Annotated in this window: 17 protein-coding genes; 4 read left to right on the plus strand and 13 right to left on the minus strand. The window is 73.1% G+C overall.

Going from position 1 to position 19,327, the window contains the following annotated elements:
- Positions 1-51: 51 nt before the first annotated feature.
- The 3 genes from AB0J46_RS03780 (at position 52) to AB0J46_RS03790 (ending at position 2,510) form a co-directional block, all read left to right on the plus strand.
- The gene (locus AB0J46_RS03780) at positions 52-1,455 is read left to right on the plus strand and encodes an AlkA N-terminal domain-containing protein (RefSeq protein WP_364325941.1); all 1,404 of its coding nucleotides are present in this window, start codon (positions 52-54) and stop codon (positions 1,453-1,455) included.
- Entirely contained in the window at positions 1,452-1,961 is a 510-nt protein-coding gene (locus tag AB0J46_RS03785; RefSeq protein WP_364325944.1) for a methylated-DNA--[protein]-cysteine S-methyltransferase, read from the plus strand. The genes AB0J46_RS03780 and AB0J46_RS03785 overlap by 4 nt, the downstream gene beginning before the upstream one ends.
- A gap of 117 nt (positions 1,962-2,078) precedes the next feature.
- Positions 2,079-2,510 (plus strand): MarR family transcriptional regulator, encoded by a 432-nt coding sequence (locus AB0J46_RS03790; RefSeq protein WP_352361855.1) that lies wholly within the window; start codon positions 2,079-2,081, stop codon positions 2,508-2,510.
- A 63-nt stretch (positions 2,511-2,573) separates the two neighbouring features.
- Here AB0J46_RS03790 and AB0J46_RS03795 read toward each other — a convergent pair whose 3' ends face one another.
- The 12 genes from AB0J46_RS03795 to AB0J46_RS03850 form a co-directional block, all read right to left on the minus strand.
- Entirely contained in the window at positions 2,574-3,506 is a 933-nt protein-coding gene (locus AB0J46_RS03795; protein ID WP_364325947.1) for a hypothetical protein, read from the minus strand.
- Complete coding sequence (locus AB0J46_RS03800) at positions 3,503-4,123, minus strand: hypothetical protein (RefSeq protein ID WP_364325950.1); 621 nt, start codon at positions 4,121-4,123, stop codon at positions 3,503-3,505. Before AB0J46_RS03800 ends, AB0J46_RS03795 begins: the two co-directional genes overlap by 4 nt.
- Entirely contained in the window at positions 4,120-6,858 is a 2,739-nt protein-coding gene (locus AB0J46_RS03805; RefSeq protein WP_364325953.1) for a BTAD domain-containing putative transcriptional regulator, read from the minus strand. Before AB0J46_RS03805 ends, AB0J46_RS03800 begins: the two co-directional genes overlap by 4 nt.
- Before the next feature lie 70 nt (positions 6,859-6,928).
- Positions 6,929-7,339, minus strand: a complete 411-nt coding sequence (locus AB0J46_RS03810; RefSeq protein ID WP_364325956.1) for a flp pilus-assembly TadE/G-like family protein — start codon at positions 7,337-7,339, stop codon at positions 6,929-6,931.
- A complete protein-coding gene (locus AB0J46_RS03815; RefSeq protein ID WP_364325959.1) occupies positions 7,336-7,731 on the minus strand; it encodes a TadE family protein in 396 nt (131 codons plus the stop codon). Before AB0J46_RS03815 ends, AB0J46_RS03810 begins: the two co-directional genes overlap by 4 nt.
- Positions 7,728-8,150, minus strand: coding sequence for a TadE family protein (locus AB0J46_RS03820; protein ID WP_364325962.1), 423 nt, complete (start codon positions 8,148-8,150; stop codon positions 7,728-7,730). Before AB0J46_RS03820 ends, AB0J46_RS03815 begins: the two co-directional genes overlap by 4 nt.
- Complete coding sequence (locus tag AB0J46_RS03825) at positions 8,134-8,367, minus strand: hypothetical protein (protein ID WP_357969997.1); 234 nt, start codon at positions 8,365-8,367, stop codon at positions 8,134-8,136. Before AB0J46_RS03825 ends, AB0J46_RS03820 begins: the two co-directional genes overlap by 17 nt.
- A complete protein-coding gene (locus tag AB0J46_RS03830) occupies positions 8,367-9,287 on the minus strand; it encodes a type II secretion system protein (RefSeq protein ID WP_358282519.1) in 921 nt (306 codons plus the stop codon). Before AB0J46_RS03830 ends, AB0J46_RS03825 begins: the two co-directional genes overlap by 1 nt.
- Complete coding sequence (locus tag AB0J46_RS03835; protein ID WP_352325815.1) at positions 9,280-10,128, minus strand: type II secretion system F family protein; 849 nt, start codon at positions 10,126-10,128, stop codon at positions 9,280-9,282. The genes AB0J46_RS03830 and AB0J46_RS03835 overlap by 8 nt, the downstream gene beginning before the upstream one ends.
- A gap of 2 nt (positions 10,129-10,130) precedes the next feature.
- The gene (locus tag AB0J46_RS03840; RefSeq protein WP_364325967.1) at positions 10,131-11,426 is read right to left on the minus strand and encodes an ATPase, T2SS/T4P/T4SS family; all 1,296 of its coding nucleotides are present in this window, start codon (positions 11,424-11,426) and stop codon (positions 10,131-10,133) included.
- On the minus strand, positions 11,423-12,139 hold the full coding sequence (locus AB0J46_RS03845; RefSeq protein ID WP_357969990.1) for a hypothetical protein: 717 nt from the start codon (positions 12,137-12,139) through the stop codon (positions 11,423-11,425). Before AB0J46_RS03845 ends, AB0J46_RS03840 begins: the two co-directional genes overlap by 4 nt.
- A gap of 1 nt (position 12,140) precedes the next feature.
- Positions 12,141-12,818 carry a hypothetical protein gene (locus AB0J46_RS03850; RefSeq protein WP_358282515.1) on the minus strand — a complete coding sequence of 226 codons (678 nt, stop codon included), beginning with the start codon at positions 12,816-12,818 and terminating at the stop codon, positions 12,141-12,143.
- Between the two features lie 351 nt (positions 12,819-13,169).
- Here AB0J46_RS03850 and AB0J46_RS03855 point away from each other — a divergent pair, with 351 nt between their 5' ends.
- Entirely contained in the window at positions 13,170-17,900 is a 4,731-nt protein-coding gene (locus tag AB0J46_RS03855; protein ID WP_364325971.1) for an FtsK/SpoIIIE domain-containing protein, read from the plus strand.
- Between the two features lie 724 nt (positions 17,901-18,624).
- Here AB0J46_RS03855 and AB0J46_RS03860 read toward each other — a convergent pair.
- Positions 18,625-19,188, minus strand: coding sequence for a helix-turn-helix domain-containing protein (locus AB0J46_RS03860; RefSeq protein WP_364325974.1), 564 nt, complete (start codon positions 19,186-19,188; stop codon positions 18,625-18,627).
- Positions 19,189-19,327 lie beyond the last annotated feature (139 nt).

Genomic DNA, 19,327 nt, shown 5'->3' on the forward strand with positions numbered 1-19,327 from the left:
GGTCCGATTTCCGCCGGTCGGCACTCGCGGCCCGCGCATAGTCTCGGGGGCATGTCACCCCTAGAGCTCGACTTCGACTCCTGTTACCGGGCGGTCTCCGCCAGGGACTCCCGGTTCGACGGGCGCTTCTACACCGCGGTGACGACCACGCGCATCTACTGCCGGCCGATCTGCCCGGCGCGTACCCCCTCCTCCAGGAACGTGCGCTTCTACCGGCACGCGGCCTCGGCCGAGGCGGCCGGGTTCCGGCCGTGCAAACGCTGCCGTCCCGAGCTGTCGCCCGGCGACCCCGGCTGGGACCTGCGCGGCGACCTCATCGGCCGGGCCCTGCGGCTGATCGACGACGGAGCCGCCGACGAGCGCGGCGTGGCCGGGCTGGCCCGGCGGCTGCACATCACCGAACGCCACCTGCACCGGCTGTTCGTGGCCGAGCTGGGCGTCGGGCCGCTGGCCGTGGCCCGCACCAAGCGGCTCCTGCTGGCCAAGCAGCTCCTGACGGAGACCGGGCTGCCGGTCACCGAGGTGGCGTTCGCGGCCGGGTTCGGCAGCGTGCGGCAGTTCAACGCCACGATGCGGGAGACGTACGGCTTCACGCCCAGCGAGCTGCGCGCCACGGCCGGACGTCCGGCGGCGCCGCCCGAGCCCGAGGCCGCCGGGCCGGTCACGCTGAGGCTGCGGCTGCACCGCCGCGAGCCGTACGACGTGGCGGGCGTGTTCGGCTTCCTGACCTCACGTGCCATCCCCGGCCTTGAGGTCGCCGGCCCGGAGTCGTACTCCAGGGCCGTGCCGGGCGGGACGATCACGCTCACCCCCCGGCCGGACCACATCGCGCTCGACGTGGCCCTGGCCGACACCCGGCAGCTCGCCCGCATCGTCGCCCGCTGCCGCCGCCTGCTCGACCTGGACGCCGACCCCGACGCCATCGCCGAGGCGCTCGGCCAGACCTCGCTGGCCCCGCTCGTCGCGGCCCGGCCCGGACTGCGGGTGCCGGGCACGTTCGACGGCTTCGAGCTGGCCGTACGCGCGGTGGTCGGCCAGCAGATCTCGGTCGCCGGAGCCCGTACGCTGCTCGGCCGCATCGTCGCCAGGACCGGCGGCCCGCTCTTCCCCACCGCGGCCGAGCTGCGGGAGGCCGACCTGGCGGGCCTCGGCCTGACCAATCGCAGGATCGCCACCCTCGCCGACCTGGCGGGCCGGGTCGCCGACGGCGACATCGACCTCGACGGCGGCCAGGACCCGGCCGAGGCCGGGTCCGAGCTGCTGAAGGTGCCCGGCATCGGCCCCTGGACCGCCAGCTACATCGCGCTGCGCGCGCTGCGCGACCCCGACGCCTGGCCCACGGGCGACCTCGTGCTGAACAAGCGCATGGCCGCCCTGGGCATCCCCGACGACCACATCGAACGGTGGCGGCCCTGGCGGGCCTACGCCGCCCTGCACCTCTGGAGCTCTTCATGATCACCGCCCAGGTCCTGCCGACGCCGATCGGCTCGCTCTCGCTGCTCACCCGCGAGGGCGTCCTCGTCGCGGGCGGCTTCACGGCCGACCCGGCGGAGATGTTCGTCCGCCTCACCCCGGCCCTTCAGGCGGAGGGTCTCGACGTGGTGGACGACCTCGGCGCCGCCGCCGAAGCCGTCCGGGCCTACTTCGACGGCGACCTCGACGCCCTGGACGCCGTCCCGGTCTCGCAGCCCGGCTCCCCCACCCGCAAGCGCCTGCACGAAGCGCTGCGCGAGGTCCGCGCGGGGACGACGGTCTCGTACGCCGAGCTGGCCCAGGCCGCCGGCCTCCCCCGTACCGCCGCCCGCGCCGCCGGCTCCGCCTGCGCCCAGAACCTCATCGCCCCCTTCGTCCCCTGCCACCGCGTCCTGCCCAGCACGGGCGGCTACGGCGGCTACTACTACGGCGTCCCGGTCAAGGAATGGCTCCTCGCCCACGAAAGCGGACAGAAGTCGATCTCCTAGCCGAGCCGGGGTGGCGGGGTCGGCGGCATAGAATGGGGCTCATGCGACGTTAGACGGCGTAGGCATCATTTGCATGCGCTTGCTAATCGTTGACACGAGCACGAGGAGGGGGTTCACATGCCTCTGGCCGACGACGCCGTGGAGGCGCGTGCCCAGGGGTGGCGCACCCTCGCCGCCCTGCACGCGAAGATCGAGGACAGGCTGGAGAAGGCGCTGCAGAAGGCGCACGGCCTGAGCGTGAGCGAGTACACGGTGCTCGACGCCCTGGCCCGCCAGGACGGCTGGCACATGCGCATGCAGCAGCTCGCCCGCGCGGTCGTGCTCAGCCAGAGTGCCACGACCCGGCTGGTCACCCGGCTGGAGAAGCGCGGCCTGCTCAAGCGCTACCTGTGCGAGGACGACCGGCGCGGCATCTACTCCGAGGTCACCCCCGACGGCCGCGACCTGCTGACCGCGGCGGGCCCGACGCACGACACCGTGCTGAAGGAGGTGCTGGCGGAGGCTGCCGAGCAGCCCGAGCTGGCACCGCTGGCCGCAGTGATCGCCTAGGCCCGCCCGGCCGCGGGCGATCGCCCAGGCCCGCCGGCCCGGGTGATCGCCCAGCTCGGCCCTTTACGGCTTCACGTTGCTCTGGATCTCGCCGACCGGCACGTCCCGGGTCGCCCCCGCCTCGACCGGCGCGAACTGGAACGGCACCGCGTCACCCGTCGTCTCCACCGGCCACGACGTGGTGACGGTGAGCCGGTACGCCTCGCGCGGCTGGTCGATCGAGGCCCGCAGGTAACGCACGCCGCAGGTGAACGAGGCCCCCTTGGCGTACGGACGTCCGGCCGCCCCGCAGCCCTCCTCGTGCACCTCCGCCCGGTCCTTCGTGGTGCCCGGGTCGATCTTGATGCTTTTCAGCGTGGCCACCACGGTCACGCTCATGACGCCCGGGATCTCCGCGGTCACCGATCTGCGCCGCTCGCCCAGGCCCTCCAGCCAGACCCAGGTGGGCAGGTTGACGAAGCTCTTGGCGTCGGGGCTCAGCTTGATCGTGGGCTCGGGCACGGTCAGGGACGCCCTGGCGATCTCGGCGAGCTCCCGGATCGTGATCCCGGCGGGCGGCGTCGTGCCCGGCGGCACGAACACGAACGGGTCGAGCGCCGCGAAGCAGACCTGGCCCTTCGGATCGGAGGCGTCGTAGGCCGGGCCCCACCAGCGTCCGTCCTTGCCGACCTTGTCCTTGAACTGCTTGAGGAACTCCTGGAAGCCCTCCTCGGACGCGTCCTTGGTGTACCTGAACCAGTAGTCGCGCAGGCCCTCCTGCGACTTCAGCATCTCGGCGCCCGTCATGCCGGGCTCGTACCAGCAGGGGCGTTTGAGGACGTATCCGTCCGTGTTGCCGCCCTTGGCGCCGTCGCCGGAGATGACGATCCGGGAGTTGCGCAGCTCGATCCCTCTGGTCCGGCCGTGCTCGATGGGGCTGCCGGCCGTCTCGCCGGGGTCGTCGAGCTGGCCCAGCAGCATGAGGGCCGCGGTGGCCAGCGAGATCACGCGGTTCATCGCGCGCATCCTTCCTTGTCATAGAGGAATTCCCGGATCCGCCACACGCCGTCGTCGCCGCGGTGCGCGAGGGCCCTCTGGAGGTAGGGGGCGCGCATGATGGAGGGCTGGGGCGAGACGGCCTCGCCGCTGCTCGCGCTGACCACGCGTGCCTTCGACTCGTCCACGCAGGTGTCGATCTGCGCTCCCTTGTCCAGCACCTTCGTGACCCGCAGGCCGTACAGTCTGGCAACGCCCTGCACCCTTCTGTCCTCCTCGGTGTACCGGCGTACTCCGTCATACGCCTGGCGCACCGCCTGGAGTTCGAGATCCAGATCCTTCAGGTATCGATCGCTTCCCGAGACCATCACCTTGCGGGAGGCGAGGTACCAGTCGGTGATGACGCGCATGAGCGGGTCGCGCCGGGCGGGCCAGTCGATGTCGACCCGCAGCTTCCCGCCGCCGACCTCGACCGTCTCGACGCCGGGCGCGTCCGCGGAGGGCCGCGCCGAGCCTCCCGTCGCGGGCGCCGTCGCCGAGGCGGTCCCTGACGGGCCCGGCTGCGGCGTGTACGGCCGTTCGGCCTGCCCGCACCCCGCCACCAGCAGGACGAGCGCGATCACCGTCAAACGTCTCATGCGGACGACTCCCTCACCACGTGGATGCGCCACGAGGGCAGCAGTTCCTCGATCAACGCCTCGGTCTCCGGGGCCATCCCGCCGCCGTACGGGTGGGAGGCGGCCCTGCGGGTCAGGACCTCGACCACGGCCCGCATGCGGACGGCGTCCCCGGTGGCGTGGGTGGCCCGCAGCAGGTCGCGCCAGAGCCCCTCGTCGTCGGTCGCCAGCAGCAACGCCGCGCGGACGGCCGCCACCGCCGCGTCCGGCTCGTCCTGGGCCAGCCGCAGCTCGCACAGCCGGTGGGCCGCGTCGGCCACGCCGGCCGCGACGTCGTACTCCAGGTCGTCGGCCGCCAGCCAGGCGTACCGGCCGGACGGGCGGTTGGCCAGGAGCGGGCCGCGTACCAGGCCGAGCGCCTTCTCCAGCAGGACGGTGCGGGCCGTCGGGTCGTGCTGGGCGCGGCGGACCAGCTCGCGGAACAGGGCCCAGTCCGTGCGGACCTCGGGGCCGAGCCTGAGCCGCCCGGCCTCGTCGACGTGCAGGTGCTCGGGGCCGAGCCAGTCGGCGACGCGGGCGATGGTGGCGTCCCTGACCATGGTCTGGACCCCGCGCGGCCACAACACGCCACCGAGCACGACGGGATGCACGCCGCCGGGATGCGTGGCCAGGTAGATCAGCAGCTCGGTGGCCAGCGCCATGCGGCCCTCTTCGAGGGGCGCGAGCCCGGCGATCTCGATCGGGCCGAGCATCCTGATCTCGACGGCGGGCGGGTGCAGGCCCTCCAGCGGCTCGGCCTCGGGGTAGGCCTCGCCGTCGAGCCGTCCGGCGGTGCGGAAGAGGTCGATCAGCGCCTTGTAGTGGCGGCGCGGCAGGAGCTGGGCCTCGACCTCGAAGCCCAGCTCGGCGATGCGCGCCTTGCCGTCGTCGCCGATCTCCAGCGTCCAGGTGGCGTGCGGGACGTCGCCGGCCAGGACGTACCCGGCGGTGTCCCGGCGGGCCAGCAGCGCCAGGCGGCGGGCCTCCTCGTGCGTGGGCGCCACGGCCGACAGCAGGTAGTGGGCGTCGCGCGGGCTGCCGGAGACGCGTCCGGTGAGCACCTCCCGGCGCGGCGCGGCGGTCGCCTCCAGCTCGGGCAGCACCTCGGCCAGGCTGCCGACGGCCATGATCCGGTCGGGGGCGATCGCGGTCAGCTCCTCGCCGAACCCGACGAGCGTGATGCGCATGCGGTCGGACCAGCGGTTGGTGGCCAGCTCGACGGCGAGCGCGGCCAGCGCCGCGGTGGTCTGCGGGCCGCGGACGTTGATCAGGCCCTGCGCTGCCTCCAGGTCGATCAGCACCCGGCCGCTCGCGTCCGTGCCGATGGAGACCAGCCCCGGGTACGGCGCGCCGCCCGCCTGCTCCTCCAGCAGGCGGCCTTCGTGGGCGGGCAGGCGCCAGACCTGGCCGCCGTCCTGGGCCGTCCACGGCTCGGGCGGGTCGTCGTCCGGCGGGTGGATCCACAGGTCGAGCGTGCGCGGGGACAGGTGGGCGCCGTAGACGGTGGGCGGGGTGCGGTGCTGGGCGGCCAGCTCGGCGCCGAGCAGCCGCAGCCCGATGTCGAGGATGCGCGCGCCCGGCGCGTCGCCGCCCAGCCTGAGCGCGACCTCGGCCTGGGCGGCGTCGTCGCGCGGCCGGACGATCCGGCGCCCGAACACCCTGCGCCACAACTGCTCCCGCCGCCTCCTGGCCAACAGGGCCAGCAGCCCGGCGGCGGCCAGCGAGGCCCCGGCCAGGTAGTCGATCAGGTCGAGGCTCTGGGCCTCCCTGATGGTGATCTCGGGCTGGTCCTGGCGGACGTCGGGCTTGCGGTGCCTGGCCTGGTCCTTCTCGCTCTTCTCGGTGGCCTTGCCCTCCGTGGCCTTCTTGGCGGCGTGGTGCCGGGCGTCGGGCTGGGCGCGGGTGTGGGCCACGCCGGGGTGCTCGCGCAACGTCTGCTCGCGGGACTGGCCGGCGGGGACGATGTGCACGTTCCTGGCGTCGTCCGGCATGTCGAGCACCCAGCCGGGCTTGATCAGGTCGGCCATGCGCAGGCGGGTGCCGTCCGGCTGCTCCTTGGCCTGGTTGAGTCGGTAAATTTCGGGATATCGGCGGCCGTCTCCCAGGCACTTCTCCGCGATCTCCCACAGGCTCTCGTGGTGCCGCCCGTGCGGGGGCTGCACGACGTACACCTTCTTGGTCTTGTGGGTCTCCAGCGTCTGCTCGACGATCGGCGCGGAGTAGGCGACCGCGGTCACCGGCGGCGCGGCGGGCGGCGCGGCCATCCGCGCGATGGGCGCGATCATGGCCCCGGCCGTGAACAGCAGCAGCACCGCGCCGACGAGCTTGTTGGCCAGCGCCTGCGTGCCGCCCGACAGCGGTACGCGGGCAGGCATCCCGACTCTTCGGACACCGGCGTACACCTCGACCAGCACGCACACGAAGAGCTGGAACCAGGCCAGCCACACCAGCAGCACCAGGACGGCCTGGATCGTGCTCGGCCCGGCCTCGGCGGTGAAGAAGCGCAGGTCGAGCATCTCGGACGTGACCGGCGGCCCGGCGAACCTGAGCAGCGCGTACGGCACCCCGCCCACCAACGCCACCAGCGCCACCAGCGCCGCGAGCCCGGCGAGCACGTCGCCGAAGGTCCGCCTGGCCGGGATGCGCGCAGGCGGCCGCCTGGGCTGGTGCCGCCCCGGGGGGCGCGCCGGCTCTCGCGTCGGCTCTCGCGTCGGCATCGCCGCTCCCTTCTTCCGTCCAGCGTCCTGCCTCGTGCGTTGCCCCGGCCACCGAGTGGCGGGAATCGGTCTACCTGGCTTCCGGGGCGGCCGTGGCCTCGCCGTTCATCTCCGAGCCCGGGAACCCGAGGGCCCCGAGGAAGAACGCCTCCCACCGCACCGAGACGCTGACCGTCACCTGGTCCTGCTGGACCGAGCAGGAGCCGCGGGCCACGCCGTCGCCGCCCTGGGCCGCGACGATCTCGTCGGCCCTGGCGCAGACCTGGCCCTCGTCCAGCAGGGCGACCTCGCCGCCGGTGCGCAGGCGGTCGACGTCGATCTCGTCCGCACCCGCCCGCGCGGCCTGCTCGGCGACGTCGGCGGCGCGCAGCCGGGCGTTGATCGCCGCGCCGCCGTCGACCAGCAGCCCGGCCAGGAGGAACACCACGACCGAGAAGAGCACGGTGAAGACCGACATGGACCCCCGCTCCCCCGCCTTCACGGTTCCCTCCTGACGAGCTGCTCAAGGGGCACCACGGCGGTGCCCGTCAGCCGCTTGGTGCCGCCGAACCCCAGGAAGCCGAGGTCAAGCTCGCAGGTCACCTCCGCCTGCACCTGGCCGCCCGCCTCCCAGGTGGATCCGTCCAGGTTCACAGTGCTGGCGCCGCACTTGTCGTCCAGCGCGGTCTTGGCGGTGCTCTCCGCCGCGGCGCTGGCGTCGTCGAAGCTCCGCTGCACGGACGCGGCCCGCGCGGCGTCCCTGGCCGCGCCGTTGACCCGCCCCTGCGTCTCCACCAGCACCCCCGCCCCGACCAGGAATATGAGGAACAGCAGGAAGACGGGGGCGAGCATCACCGTCTCCACGGCCATCGAGCCACGCTCGCCGGGCTTCATCGGCAGTCATCACCGCCGTTGTCGGGACGGAAGCACTCGATCGGCCCGCCCGCCGTCGCCGTGATCGTGAACGTGAGCGGCGGCAGCAGCGGCACGACCTGCACGGCGCTGCCCGTGACCGTGACGAAGCGCTGGTCGGGGTCACGCTCGAAGGTGGTGGCCGCGGCGTTCTCCAGCAGCCGCGGGCCGACCGCCTTGACGATGTCGGTGGCCTTCGACGTGGCCGCGCCCTGCCAGTCGCCGGAGTCGAACGGCGCCGACCTGGCCACCCGCGCGCCTTCCCTGGCCGCCGCCTCGGCGATCTGGCGACCGTGGAACCAGAGCGCGACCTGCACGACGAGGAGCGCGACCGCGAGGATGACCGGCATCAGCAACGCCAGCTCGATCACGGTCGCGCCCCGCTCACGAGTCTCCGCCACCACCGCCGCCGCCACCGCCGAACGTGCCCTGGATCTCGCTGGACTTCTGCTCGACCAGGGTCTTGATCAGCGTGGCCAGCCCGAGCGCGACGCCCGCGATGATGGCCGTGATGATCACCCATTCGACGGCGGAGGCGCCCCTGCTGGGCGCGGTGCGGGCGCGCTGGATCCGCACCCCCAGGTAGGCGGTGAGATAGACGATCCAGGGATGGTTCATCAGGCCCCCAACATCTTCATCGCGGCGGGAAAACTGAGAAAGATCACGAAACCGGCGCACAGGAGGAGCTGGGCCACGAGCATCGACTGCGAACGTTCGCCCGCGCGTCCCTCGATCTCGGCCAGTTCGCGGCGGCGCAGGGTGGCGGCCCTGGCGGTGAGCGAGGCGCGCACCTTGGCGCCGTCGTCGGCCACCAGGCCGAGCGCGGCCGACAGGTCGCGCAGCTCGTCGACGTTGATCTCCTCGCCGAGCTGGCCGAGCGCCTGCCACGGGGTGATGCCGACGATCCGGGCGCCGCCGAGCGCGTCGCGGATGCGGCCCATCGCCCAGTTGGGCTGCTCTCCGCTGACCGACACGGCCATCATCAGCGCCTCGGGCACGCCGCGCCCGCCCGCCAGGTTCATCGAGACCAGGTCGAGGAAGGCGCCCACGACGTGCCGGAAGTCGCGTCGCATGGCCGCGGCCTCCTTGCGGATCTGCAGGTCGGGCAGGAAGAAGAAGAGCAGCGCCACGAGCACGGCCGACCAGAACGGCACCGTGAACGACACGCCCCACCCCATGAGCGCCAGCCAGCCGAGCAGGATCGGGAAGGCCAGCAGGCCGCTCGCGGCGAGCAGCACCTTGGTGGCCAGGAACGCCTCGAACGAGCGTCCGAGCAGGGCCAGGTCGGACTTGACCGAGCGGGCCTCCCAGCCGCGGGCGCCGTAGAGGCGGGCCAGGCGGGCGCCGAGGCCGCGGCGGAACGCGCTGACCTCCTCGTCGGGCAGCAGGAGCTGGATGCGCGGGGCGTCGGCGTCCTCGCGCACGGCGTCGAGCGCCAGCAGCCGCGCCACCAACCCGGGACGGGCCGGGAACAACGCGCGTACCAGCACGAACAGGCCGAGGCCGAGCACCGCCCCGGCCAGCACGCCCTCAACCATGGCCGCCTCCCCCCATCAGCAGCCGGGTGGGCTTGTCGAACCTGGCCAGCCGCCGCATCCACGCGAACCCGGCGCCGAACAGGCCGCCGACGACCACGAGCACGGCCTGGCCGAGGGTGGAGCCGTACTCGCTGACGTAGGCGGGGTTGAACAGGATGAGCAGCCCGGCGAAGACCAGCGCGGTGATCACCACTATCTGCACGCTGCGCCTGGTCGAGCGGCGTTCGGCCTCGACGCGGCGGCGCATGTCGAGCTCCTCGCGGGCCGAGACGGCGAGCGCGCCGAGCACGTCGCGCAGGCCGGGGCCGCGCAGCCGGGAGTTGAGGATGAGCGCGGCGATCACCAGGTCGGCCGAGGGGTCGTCGAGCTCGTCGGCGAAGCGGGACAGCGCCTCCGGCAGCGCCATCCGGGTGTGCAGGCGGTCGACCATGGCCCGCAGGTGGGGCCGGAGCGTGGGCGCGGCGGCCCTAATCGAGGACGGGATGGCCTGCTCCAGGCCGGCCGCCCCGGCGATGGTGTCGCGCAGCGACTCGGTCCAGGCGGCCAGCCCTTCCAGGCGGCGCATGGCGGCGCGTTCCTCGGCCGCGCCGCCGGACAGGCCGCGCCAGGCGAACACCAGCAGCACCGTGCCCACCGCCATGACCGGCCAGCCGGTGACCACCAGGACCAGGCCGGCGGCCACCGCGGCGACGGCGGTGCGGGTGGTCAGCATCTTGACGAGCGGCCGTCTGGGCTGGGACGGGCGGCGGCGCAGGCCGTACAGGGCGAGGAAGAACAGGAAGAGGCCGCCGCCGGCGGCCGCGCCCGCCACCATCGCGAGCGGGTCGAGGTCGAACGCCATCCTCACCAGCCTCCCGGGTTGTAGCCGTGGGCGACGAGCTCCTCCAGGCACGAGACCGGCGCGTGCGGGACGGCCGTGCCGTCGGGACCGGGCGCGAACACCTCGCTCGACAACACGCGGCCGTCGCAGCCGTTGACCTCGCGGATGCTGGAGACGTAGCGGCGCAGGGTGCCGCCGACGTGGTAGTCGTTGCGCTTCTCGATGAAGACGACGAAGTCGATCGCGCCCGCGATGAGCATGTGGGTGGCGTCGATGGGCAGGCGCTCGCCGGCCTGCAGGGCGTAGGTGGCGATGCGGTTGAAGACCTCCATGCTGGAGTTGGCGTGGATCGTCGACAACGAGCCGTCGTTGCCCTGGGTCATCGCGTTGAGCATGGTGACGATCTCGTCGCCCAGCACCTCGCCGACGATGACGCGGCTGGGGTTCATCCGCAGCGAGCGCCTGACCAGCTCGGCCATGGAGATCTCGCCCTGTCCCTCGGAGTTGGGCAGGCGCTGCTCGAAGGCGACGACGTTGGGGTGGAGCTCGGGGAACTGGTCGAGGCCCAGCTCAAGAGCGCGTTCGACGGTGATCAGGCGCTCGCTGGGCGGGATCTCGTTGGCCAGCGCCCGCAGCAGGGTGGTCTTGCCGGCGTTGGTGGACCCGGCGATCATGAGGTTCTTGCGGGCGGCGACGGCGGCCGTCAGGAACCTCCCGACCTCCGGACTGATCGTGCCGTTGCCGGTCAGGTCGGACAGGAAGACCTTGCCGAGACGGGAGCGGCGGATCGACACGGCCGGGCGCACGGTGACGTCCATGACCGCGCTCAGCCGGGAGCCGTCGGGCAGCCGCAGGTCGAGCTGGGGGTTGGCGGTGTCGAACGGCCTGCTGGACAGCCCGGAGTAGGCCGCCAGGATCTGGATCAGCTCGACCAGCTCGTCGTCGGACTCGGCGACCGGGTCCTGCATGAGCTCCTGGCCGTCGGCGTAGCTGACGAACACGCGGTCGCAGCCGTTGATGTCGATGTTCTCGACCTCGGGGTCGTCGAGCAGCGGCTGGAGGCGGCCCACGCCGAACAGCGCGGCATGGATGCCGGCCGCCAGGGCCTCCTCCTCCTCGATGGTGGGCGGGGTGCGGCCGAGGCCGATCTCGTTGCGCGCGTGCTCCTCCAGCACCTGCGAGATCAGCGCCCTGGCGAACTGGCGCTCGTCCTCGCCGGACATCGGCGGGACGCCGCTCGCCTGGTCGATCCGGCGCTGCTGGGCCAGCCGGTCGCCGACCTCCTGGCGGAAACGTTTGACGAGCGAGTGGTCGATCATCGGTGGCTCACCAGCCTCGCGGCGAGGTCCCGGGCCGTGCGGATGAGCAGGGACCGGTCGAGCCGGCCGCCCCACTGCCCGCGCAGCAGCTCGGCGCCCTTGGCGTCGTGGGCCAGCCCGTGGACGAACTGGACGATGGGCCCGACGATCCTGCGCACGTCTTCGATCGAGGCCCGGTAGTTGCGCGGGTCGGCGATCACGACGACGCCGTGCGCCTTGGTGATCTGGAGGCGTTCGCGCAGGTGGGCGACGTGGTCGAGGGTCGCTCTGGTGAGCAGGAGCACCTGCTCGGCCTCGGCGAGGAGGTCGGCGATCTGCGGGTGGGAGCCCAGGCGGCCGCAGTCGGCGATCACGTCGGCGTCGGGGATGGCGGCCAGCGACCTGCCCAGCGGGCCCCAGAGCCAGGTGAGCCCGGCCGCCTGCTCGCCGTGGGTGAGCCCGGCCAGCACGTCGAGCCCGCCGATGATCTTCTGGGTGTGCTGGTGGATCTGGGCGGGTTCGAGGCCCCTGCGGGCGGTCGCGCCGAGCGTGAGCAGGCCCTTGCCCGGGTTGAGCACGCCGCCGTCGGCGGCGGGCAGCCGGTAGGCGAGGTCGCCGCCGGCCGGGTCGCACTCGGCCAGCAGCACGGGCCGCGGCCACACCGCCGCGAGGGCGGTGGCCGCGGTGGTCACGCCGGGCGCGCCCTTGTCGGCGGCCAGAACGATCAGCGCCACGTCAGCGCGCTCCCGGGAGCTCGGCCACCGCGATCTCTCCGCTGGAGGCATAGGCGAGTATTTGCGGTGAGTCCGACGAATCGACGATCACGGTGATCTGCCCGGAATTACCGCCGGTCCGGTTCTTGTCGCCCGTGCTGAACACGAGCGCGCTCTCGGCCAGGACGCGACTTTGCCCCTGGGCCGTCCGGTTCGGTACGTACACGACCTGGACGCGGTCGCCCTGTTGAATGCCGGCGGGCATTTGGCCGGGTTTGAGGGCGAGGCCGACGGTCGCCTTTCCCGGGCCCAGTTCGTCGCTGGCCTTGCTGCCCATCTGGTTGGTCAGCAGGGTGCCCGGCAGGATCGTGACCGCGGCGAAGCTCTTGGTCACCTCCGACCGCCGGGACCAGGGGACGTAGTCGACGCCCGTGTCCGAGGCGATCTTCACCTCTTCGAGCATGCCGTCCACGAACTCCTGGCCCGCGCCGACCTGCTGGGTGATCCTGATGGCGGAGACGCGGTCGCCGCTGCGCAGCACGAGCAGCGTGGTGGCCAGCGCTCCGCCGAGTATGAGCAGGACCGCCAGCGCGGCGAGGGCCGGCTTGCGTTCGCGTGGGGGCACGGGGAGCTTGCGCGAGGCCGGGCCGGACAACCCCGCCGCCGCGTTGTCGGCGACAGGTTTTTCACTGGTCCTCATGGGTGGGGGGCTCCCATTGTGAAATGCGGAATTCACGCCCATTATGTGGGGCGCCCGGGTGGGGCGTGGGCGGAATGCGAGGACCCATGCTTGTTTCGCAGGTGACGTGATGTCAACCCGAAATAATCGATGCCTATTGTCTCTACCAAGTTGACGAATACCGATTTATCGGCATGCTGGTCACAGTTTTATCTTGAGTCGCAGTAATCACAACTTTTTCAGGCTTGATCGTGACGCTGGGCGCGCGGGTTATCCACAGAACCGCGTTCTCATGCCGGTGGCGTCAACCAGGACACCTACTCTCGCTTCTGGCGCTACCTTGGCGCCCGAGGTCGAGCGAGGAGACGGCACATGCGGATCATGCTCACCGTGCTCGGCGAGCAGGGCGACCGTGACGTCGTGATCGACGGCGACGGCGGCGCCACGGTGGCCGGGGTGACCGAGGCGCTGAGCGGGCGCACGTCCATGGCGAAGGTCGTCCACCTGCCGCGCACGCGCGCGCCCTACGGCCTGGCGCCCGAGGCCGGGGCGCGGGGCGGGGCCGGGGCGCGCATCCCCCGTCCGCGCGTCCCCGACCGGCTCGACGTCCCCGCCGACGTGCCCGGCGATTCCGGCGCGCTGCTCTGGCGCGACGGGCGTCCGCTCGATCCGCGGGCACCGGCGGCGGCCGTCCTGCGCGACGGCGACAAGGTCACGCTCGACCCGCGCCTGGCCCGCGCCACCGTGGTGGAGGAGCCCGGCGGGGTGGCCGAGATCCGCGTGATCGGCGGCCCGGCGGCGGGGGCCGTCCACCGGCTGGGGCTGGGCGTGCACGTCATCGGGTCCGACCCGACCTGCGCGATGGCCGTCGCCGACCCCCTCCTGGCCGCCGAGGCCGTCGCCGTGCGCGTGACGCCCGACGCGATCACGGTCGAGCGGGCGCACCGGCAGAGCTCCGGGCAGACCTCCAGGTTGAAACTGAAGGGGCGGTGGGCCGAGGAGGTCGCCGAGCTGACCGCGCGGGTCGCCGAGCGGGAGGCGGCCGAGTTCGCCGCCGAGCAGGGCGACATGCCCGAGCTCGACGGCAGGGCGCTCACCGGGCCCGCCGAGTGGCCCGACCAGGCGGTGCTGACCTGCGGGTCCTCGGTGTTCGTGCTGACCTCCATCGAGCCCAAGGACGCCCATCTCGCGCCCAGGGGCGAGGGCGGGCTCGCCTACAACCGGCCGCCCAGGCTGCGCCGTCCCGAGCCGGAGCGCAAGTTCGTCAAGCCCAAGGAGCCGACCAGGTCCGAGGGCATGCGGCTGCAGTTGCTGGCCGCGCTCCTGCCCGCCGTGCTCGGCGTGACGCTGGCGTTCGCCCTGCACGCCCCCTACTACCTGCTCGTCGCCCTGATGACGCCGATCATCATGATCGGCCAGTGGGTCAGCGACCGCCGTCACGGCAGGAAGAAGCACAAGCAGGCGCTCAAGGAGTTCGGCGAACGCGTCCGGGCCTACGACGATGAGGTCGAGCGGGCCAGGGCCGCCGACGAGGCCGCGCGCAGGTCCGACGCGCCCGACCCGGCCCAGGTCCTGCTCACGGCGACCGGGCCGCGCAGGCGTCTGTGGGAGCGCCGCATCCACGACGCCGACTCGCTGCGGCTGCGCGTCGGCCTCGCCGACCTGCCCGCCAACCTCGACCTGTCGGAGGAGCAGGGCGGTCCGATCGAGCCGCCGCTCTGCCGCGCCGTGCCGGTGGCGCTGGCCATGCGCCGGCTCGGCGTCGCGGGCGTCACCGGCCCGCGCGGGGCCGCGACCAGCCTGGCCGGCTGGCTGATCGCCCAGGCCGCCACCCTGCACAGCCCGCGCGACCTGGCCATCGTGGTCGTGTCCGCGCGCGCCGACGGCGAACGCCGCTGGGGCTGGACGCGCTGGCTGCCGCACTGCGCCCCGCGTGCGGGCGAAGACTGCGTGGCCCTGGTCGGCACCGACCCCGAGTCGGCCGCCCGCCGCGTCGCCGAGCTGGCCGCGCTCATCGACGAACGCCAGAACACCGCCATCCCCGAGTTCGGCAAGATCCCCACAGGCTGGGACGATCTGGGCGGTCCCGAGAAGCCCAGCTTCTCCTCCTACGACGTCCGTCCCCACGACGTCCTGGTGATCCTCGACGGCGCCCAGATCCTGCGCGGCCTGCCCAACATGCCCCAGGTCCTGCGGCAGGGCCCCCGGTCCGGGGTGTTCACCCTCGCCATCGACGACGACCAGCGGCTGCTGCCCGAGGAGTGCCAGACGGTGGCGGCCTGCGGCTCCGACGGCCTCGTCCGCCTGCTCGGCGGCGGTCTCGACGTGATCGGGCCGGTGCTGGGCGACCTGGTCTCGGCCGCCTGGTGCGACCGGCTGGCCAGGGCCCTGTCCCCCATCCGCGACGTGAGCCGGGACGATCCCTCGGGCAACCTGCCCGGAGCCGTCCGCCTGCTCGACCTGATGGGCATGCCCGACCCGTCCGGCAAGGAGCTGGCCGGCCGGTGGCGGGCGCGCGGCACCACCGAGGCGCTGATCGGCGTCGGCCCCGACGGCCCGTTCTCGGTCGATCTCAAGCTCGACGGCCCCCACGGGCTGATCGCCGGCACCACCGGCGCGGGCAAGTCCGAGCTGCTGCAGACGCTGATCTGCTCGCTGGCGGTGGCCAACCGGCCCGACCAGCTCACGTTCGTGCTGATCGACTACAAGGGCGGCGCGGCCTTCAAGGAGTGCGTACGCCTGCCGCACACCGTCGGCATGGTCAGCGACCTCGACGGACACCTGACCCAGCGGGCCCTCGACTCGCTGGCGGCCGAGATCCGGCGCAGGGAACGCCTGCTGCTGGCGGCGGGCGCCAAGGACATCGACGACTACGCCGGCCAGGCCCCCATGCCGCGCCTGGTGCTGATCATCGACGAGTTCGCCGCGCTGGTGGCCGAGCTGCCCGACTTCGTGGCCGGCCTGGTGGACATCGCGCGGCGGGGCCGTTCGCTGGGCATTCACCTGATCCTGGCCACCCAGCGGCCGGCCGGCGTGGTCACGGCCGACATCCAGGCCAACACCTCGCTGCGGATCGCGCTGCGGGTGACCGAGCCCGCCGAGTCCACCGACGTCATCGACCTGCCCGACGCGGCCGCGATCTCCAAGTCCACCCCTGGCCGGTGTTACGTGCGGTCGGGGGTGGGGGCGGCGATCGCCGTCCAGACGGCCAGGGTGGGCGGGCGCAGCCCCGCGCGTGTTCCGTCCGCCGGGGGGCCGGCCGGGCGGGTGCGGGTGCTCGACGTCGACTGGCGATCGCTCGGCAGGCCGCTTCCGCCGCCTCCGGAGCCGGCCGAGGAGTCGGCGGTCACCGATCTCGGCCTGGTCACGGACGCGCTCGTCGAGGCGGGCCGGTTGGCGGGCGTACCGGCCCAGCCGAGCCCGTGGCTCGACCCCCTGCCCACCCACCTGGTGCTCGACCTGCCGGTGCCCGCCTCGCCGGGAGGCCCGCTCGAAGCCGGGCCGGCCGGTCCCGCGTCGCCGTACGAGGGGGCTGGGGCGCCGGAAGGTGCGGCTGGGGTGGCGTACGAGGGGGCCGGCGGCGGGTTCGAGGAGGTGGCGCCGTTGGCGTTCGGGGTGACCGACCGTCCGTGGCGGCAGGATCGTTGCCCGCTGGCGCTCGACCTGGCCAACGGCGGCCACCTGCTGATCGCGGGCGCCCCGCGTAGCGGCCGCTCGACGGCGTTGCGGACGATCGCCGGCGCCATCGCGGCCCGGACGTCGCCCGCCGACGTGCACGTCCATGCGGTGGACTGCGGCTCGGGCGCGCTGCTGCCCGTCATGGCGATGCCCCACTGCGGCGCCGTCGTCACCCGCGACCAGATCGAACGGGTGGAGCGCCTGCTCGGCCGCCTGCGCGCCGAGGTGGGCCGCCGCCAGCAGCTGCTGGCCGAGGCCGGCCACGCCTCGCTGGCCGAATACCGCCAGGCCGGTCACCGCCTGCCGTGGCTGGTCTTCATGCTCGACCGCTGGGAGGGCTTCGTCGCCGCGTTCGAGAGCTACGACTACGGCCGCCTGATCGAAGCCCTGCTCCAGCTCCTGCGCGAGGGCCCGGCGGTGGGGTTGCGCGCGGTGGTCACCAGCGACCGGTCCGGCCTGCTCGGCCAGGTCTCGACGGTCTTCGACGACCGCCTGCTGCTGCGCCTGTCCGACCCGGCCGACTACGGGCTGGCCGGGTTCCCGCTCAAGGGGCTGCCCGCGTCCATGCCTCAGGGGCGCGCCCTGTCGCTGGGCGAGCACGGCATCACCGAACACCACATCGCCCTCCTCTCCGCCGACCCCGCGGGCCCCGCCCAGGTCGCCGCCCTCCAGGCCCTGGCCCGCGGCGCGAGCCCGCAGGCCGCCGGGCGTGGGGGGCGCCCCGGGGAGGGCGAACAGCCGCTGCGCGTCGACGCGCTGCCGATGCGGGTCACCGCGTCCCAGACGATGGACCTCGATCCGGCGTTCACTCCGCCGTCCCCGCTGTGGGCGCTGGTCGGCGCGGGTGGGGACGCGCTCACCCCGCTCGGCGTCGACCTGCTGGCCCACGGGCCGGGCGCGGTGATCGCGGGGCCGTCGCGGTCGGGGCGGTCGTCCGTCCTGGTGACGGCGGCGCGGTCACTCATCGCCGCCGGCACGCCGGTCGTCGCCGTCGCCCCCCGACGAAGCCCGCTGCGCGACCTGGCGGATGCCGTGGCCGTCCTCGACGGGAACGCCGCCGACCTCGCCGAACTGGTCGCTGACCTGGGCCAGTACGTCGTGGTCGTGGACGACGCCGAACTGGTCAACCCGGACTCACCGCTGGGCACGTCCCTGGAGGAGGTGCTCCGCTCGGGCCGGGACGGCGATCACGGCCTGCTGATCGCCGGCTCCACCGGTGACCTGGCGGTCGCCTATCGCGGGTTCGTGGCCGAGACCCGCAAGTCCCGTACGGGCGTGCTCCTGTCGGTCCAGGGCCCGACCGACGGCGACCTGTTCAGCATCCGCCTGCCCCGCGGGGCCGGCGGCGGCCCACCTGGCCGCGGCCTCCTGGTCACCACCGGCAACATCACCCCCATCCAAACAGCCCTCCCCGACACCCCCTGACCCACCACCCAAGCCACCCCCCTGTGGGAGCCGCACAGGTCAGGATGGCCATGCGTGGGCGTCTGGAATCAGACTCGTCGGACCGGAGGTGGTGTACACGCCGCCCCCGGAAACGCCCCCGAGGCCCAACCCCGTGCGGGCCACATGCGTTCGATGGGCGGTGCGCGGGGCCCTAAATCAGGCTCATCGGATGGGATGGGTGCACGCACGTGCCCATCCCGAGACGGCCCACCAAGTCCCCACCGCGTGGGAACCGCAGGGCTTCGATGGGCGGCGCGTAGGGTCTGGGATCGGGCTCGCCGGACGGGAAATACACCGCCTGCCCACCCAAGACGCCCCCGCGTCTCCACCGCGTGTGAACCGCACAGGTCCGGTGCCTTTGGGTGACGCCTGGGATCAGGTCCATCAGACAGGAAGGCGTACCTGACCGCACACCCCGCCTCTCCAACCCGGGTGAGCCGCACAGGTCCGACGGGCGGTGCATGGCGTACGGAATCAGGTCCGTCGGACGGGACCGCGTACGCGCCTGCCCGTTCCGGGCCCGCCCTTCGAGTCCCCACCCCGAGCCAGTCCTTCCGAGTTCCCAGCATGTGGGAGCCCTTCGGTGGCCTTTGTATGGCGTCCAGGGTCGGGCTCGGCGGACGGGGAGAGGTGCGGGCCCACGCCACCACGCCGGCCTCCCTGGGGCCCGATGCGTGCGGACGGCGGCGGTGTGGGGCTGGGGTCAGGAGTCGTCGGCGGGGAGGGTGTACATGCGGACGTACAGGGGGCGGGCGTCGGGTGGGGCCTCGTCCGCGGGGTGGCTGTATTTCAGGAGCAGGGCCACGTAGGCGTCGTGGAACTCTCTGAGCTCGTCCTTAGTCATGCGGGCGAGGCCTCGGGAGCCCTTCACCCAGTCGGGGTCGGTCTGGAAGGCAGCGGGGAGGCGGTCCAGCAGGGCGCGGTCCTCCTCCAGCCCGATCCGGTGGAACTCGGTCAGGACAGCCTGATCCTCCGGGCCGAGGTCCCCGGGCTCGGGGAGGCGGATGTCCCTGGGGAGATTGGCGCGGCGCCACCAGCGTTCGCGGCCGGAGGAGCGTTCGGGGATCTCCTCGATGAAGCCGTACTTCTCCAGTTGGCGCAGGTGGTAGCTGGTGGTGCCGGTCTTGGCGCCGAGCAGCTCGCCGAGGGTGGTGGAGGTGGCTGGGCCGTGGATGTTCAGGTGGGTCAGCATGCGGCGGCGCATGGGATGGGCCAAGGCCTTGAGCCGGTCGGGATCGTGGAGCACCAGGGGCTCGTCGTCCTTCATGAGGAGCAGGCTAGTCCTTGAGGACGATATCTGCAGACATGTCTTTGCCGAGATCTCTCTGCAGACTACTGTCGGCAATATGCGAAACGTCTTCACGGCCTCTGCCGCCGTCTCCCTCAGCGCCGTCGCCGGCGTCGTG

It is taken from the genome of Nonomuraea sp. NPDC049758, from assembly GCF_040674635.1.
GTDB lineage: Bacteria > Actinomycetota > Actinomycetes > Streptosporangiales > Streptosporangiaceae > Nonomuraea.